Below are 3,206 nucleotides of genomic sequence, written 5' to 3'. Positions count from 1 at the left end.
CGTGTCGCCCCGGCTCCGGCACCCCGTCGCGGTGACACCGTCCACCGTCGGCCGTGACGCCGTCGCCCGCGGCGCGCTCGCCCGGTCGCTCACGCACGTCCGGACGTCCCACATGGGACTCGGTTGACATCCAGGTCGCGCGCCGGACTCTGACAGGGCGCTCAGGGATGATCGGAGCATGACGACTGCCCTGACCCGCCCCGTGGCGGCCGCCGACCCCGAGATGGGCGGGCTCTCCGGGCTCGTCCTGCAGCTCATCGACGCGCTCGGGGAGTGGGGCGTCGCACTGATGCTCTTCGTCGAGACGGTGTTCCCGCCGATCCCGTCGGAGGTGATCCTGCCGCTCGCCGGGTTCCTCGCCGGCGCGGGGCAGATGAACCTCGTCCTCGTGCTCGTCGCCGCGACGTTGGGCTCCTACCTCGGCGCGCTCGTGCTCTACTGGCTCGGCGCGGTCATCGGGTTCGAGCGGACCGTCCACCTGCTCGGCAAGCTGCCGCTGGTCGACGAGGACGACTTCCGGAAGGCGGCCGACTGGTTCCACCGGCACGGCAGGAGTGCGGTGTTCTTCGGCCGGTTCGTGCCGATCGTGCGCAGCCTCATCTCACTGCCCGCCGGAGCGGACCGGATGCACCTCGGCACGTTCTCGGTCTTCACGATCATCGCGAGCGGGATCTGGAACGGCGCGCTGGTCCTGCTCGGCGCCGCGTTCGGGACGCAGTACGAGCGGGTCGAGCAGTACACCGAGTGGATCGACCGCGTGCTCTACGTCGCGATCGTCGTCGTCGTCGTGACGTTCGTGGTGCGCCGGGTCCGACGGATCCGGGCCGAGCGGGCCGGTCGCGCGACGCAGCCCGACGGCGCCGGGCGGGTCGAGCGTGCCGGGCGGGTCGAGCGTGCCGGGCGGGTCGAGGGCGCCGGGCGGGGTGGGCGTGGACGACGCCGCGCCACCCCGGCCGGCGACTGAGCCGTCACGCCTTGGTGAGCGACGACTCCTTGTGGGCGGCCTTGCTGCCCGACTTCTCCGACTCGACGATCCAGTAGGGGTCGTCGTCCTTCGGCTTGAAGTCCTGACCGTCGAACGTGAAGTCCTTGGTCTTCTTCTCGACCAGCTTGCCGGTCGTCTTGCCCTGCGAGGTGTTCCAGTGCACCTCGTCGCCCTTCGACAGCGCCATCGTGTCCTCCTTGCGCGTGAACGCTCATCCGTTGCAGCAGTGCCTACACCCGGCGCATCGGCGTGATCACAGGGAAGTACGGGGTGTCACGATGTCGTAACGGGGCCGCGGTCCGCCTCGCGGGCGCGTACCGTACTCGGTGAGTCACCATGTCGGCAACTGCCGCGTTCCCGGCTCCCGACAGAACGACGTGCACATGACCCTGCTGGACAGCCCCCGGGCGGAGACCGTCCTCGCCGGACGGTACCGGCTGGTCCGGCTCATCGGCACCGGCGGCATGGGCACCGTGTACGAGGCCCGGGACGAGCACACGTACCGGCTCGTGGCGGTCAAGCTGTTCGCGACGCCCGACACCATGACGACGGCCGACCGCGTCCGGCAGGAGCGCGAGATCCGGCTGCTGAGCATGCTCTCGCACCCCGGGCTCATCCCGCTCTACGACGCCGGGACCCACGAGTTCGAGGACGGCCCGCACCGGTTCATCGTGATGGAGCTCATCGCCGACACGACCCTGTTGCGCCGACTCGCCGAGGGGCCGCTGCACAACTACGAGGTGGCCGACCTCGGCGCCCAGCTCGCCGACGCGCTCGCGTACGTGCACTCCCGGGGCATCGTCCACCGTGACGTCAAGCCGGCGAACATCCTCATCAGCGACGAGGGCTCGTCCGGCTTCGCACGCACGGTCAAGCTCACCGACTTCGGCGTCGCGCACTTCGTCGACGGCTCCCGACTGACCAACGACGGCACGATCATCGGTACGGCGGCGTACCTCAGCCCCGAGCAGGTCGCCGGCGAGCCGATCGGCTTCGCGACCGACGTCTACTCGCTCGGACTCGTCCTGCTCGAGGCGCTGACCGGCAAGCAGGAGTACTCCGGCACCCTCATCGAGGCGGCGCTCGCGCGACTGCGTCGTGACCCCGAGGTCCCGGACGGCGTCGCGTCGGAGTGGCGGGACCTGCTCGAGCGGATGACCCACCGCGATCCCGCCCGCCGCCCGACCGCGGTGGCCGTGGCGAACGCCCTGCGCGGCGGCTCGACGCAGATCACCGGCCCGTTGCCGCTCGGCCCGGACCGCGAGCGCCACAAGCACGCGCACAAGCTGCACCGCGCGGCGCACCGGCACGCCAAGCGAGGCACGTTCTCGGCGACGAAGCGCTGGCGTCGGCGGAACGTCCTCATCGCGTCGTGCACGACGGTCGCCGTCATCGCAGCGTGCGCCGCGTCGTACGTGGTCGGCGCGTCGCACTGATCGGGCCGGCCCCCACCGGCGCCGTACCGACGGCCGCCGCCCGCGCCGTGCTGCACCGACCCGGCGGAACGGGCCGGTGCTCCCTGGCAGGATGGACGGCATGACCGATCAGCGCTGGATCAAGATCTGCGGCCTCTCCACCCCCGAGACGGTGGACGCCGCCGTGGACGCCGGTGCCGACGCGGTCGGGTTCGTCTTCGCGGCGGGCAGCCCCCGCACGGTGACGGCTGACCTCGCCAAGGAGCTGGTCGAGCGCGTGCCCGAGGGCGTCGACGCCGTCGGGGTCTTCCGTGACCAGCAGATCGACGAGATCGTCGGCATCGCCTCCGCGGTCGGACTCACCACGCTGCAGCTCCACGGCGGCGAAGCGGCCTCCGACTTCGCCCGGGCGCGCGACGCCGGGTTCTTCACCATCCGGGCCGTCAGCGCCGAGGACTACCTCCGCGAGACCCCTGAGCAGCGCGCCGCGTACGACCACGACCTGCTGCTGCTCGACGCCGCGGTGCCGGGGAGCGGTCGGCTGGTGGACCCCGCGACGATCGCGGCCGGGGTCGACGAGGCCTGGATCCTCGCGGGCGGACTCACGCCCGCGAACGTGGTCGCCGCGGTCGAGGCGCTCGATCCGGACGGTGTCGACGTGTCGAGCGGCGTCGAGTCCGAGCGCGGGGTGAAGGACGAGGCGAAGATCCGCGCCTTCGTCGAGGCGGTCCGCAGCATCCCCTGACGACGGGCCTCGCGCCGAGTCGCGGGCTCGTGTACTGGGCGCGACCCGATGACGGACGGGA

Annotated in this window: 4 protein-coding genes; 3 read left to right on the top strand and 1 reads right to left on the bottom strand. The window is 71.8% G+C overall.

The genetic code is table 11. The features are described from left to right. Nucleotides 1-178 precede the first annotated feature (178 nt). Nucleotides 179-964: a DedA family protein gene (locus tag I59_RS13745; protein WP_083882147.1), complete on the top strand. Its 786-nt coding sequence runs from the start codon at nucleotides 179-181 to the stop codon at nucleotides 962-964. A gap of 4 nt (nucleotides 965-968) precedes the next feature. On the opposite strand, the gene I59_RS13740 is transcribed toward I59_RS13745, so the two are convergent. Beyond that, nucleotides 969-1,172: a DUF2945 domain-containing protein gene (locus I59_RS13740; RefSeq protein WP_022904363.1), complete on the bottom strand. Its 204-nt coding sequence runs from the start codon at nucleotides 1,170-1,172 to the stop codon at nucleotides 969-971. 196 nt (nucleotides 1,173-1,368) lie between these two features. Here I59_RS13740 and I59_RS13735 point away from each other — a divergent pair, with 196 nt between their 5' ends. Together I59_RS13735 and I59_RS13730 are read left to right on the top strand one after the other, a co-directional pair. Continuing rightward, nucleotides 1,369-2,421, top strand: a complete 1,053-nt coding sequence (locus tag I59_RS13735) for a serine/threonine-protein kinase (RefSeq protein ID WP_049976596.1) — start codon at nucleotides 1,369-1,371, stop codon at nucleotides 2,419-2,421. Nucleotides 2,422-2,521: 100 nt separating this feature from the next. After that, nucleotides 2,522-3,145 (top strand): phosphoribosylanthranilate isomerase, encoded by a 624-nt coding sequence (locus I59_RS13730; RefSeq protein ID WP_031273834.1) that lies wholly within the window; start codon nucleotides 2,522-2,524, stop codon nucleotides 3,143-3,145. The last annotated feature ends 61 nt before the right edge of the window (nucleotides 3,146-3,206 follow it).

The organism is Curtobacterium sp. B8, assembly GCF_000333315.1.
Taxonomy (GTDB): domain Bacteria; phylum Actinomycetota; class Actinomycetes; order Actinomycetales; family Microbacteriaceae; genus Curtobacterium; species Curtobacterium luteum.
Note: the sequence above shows the minus strand (reverse complement) of the source record. Positions and strands in the feature narration are given on the sequence as shown.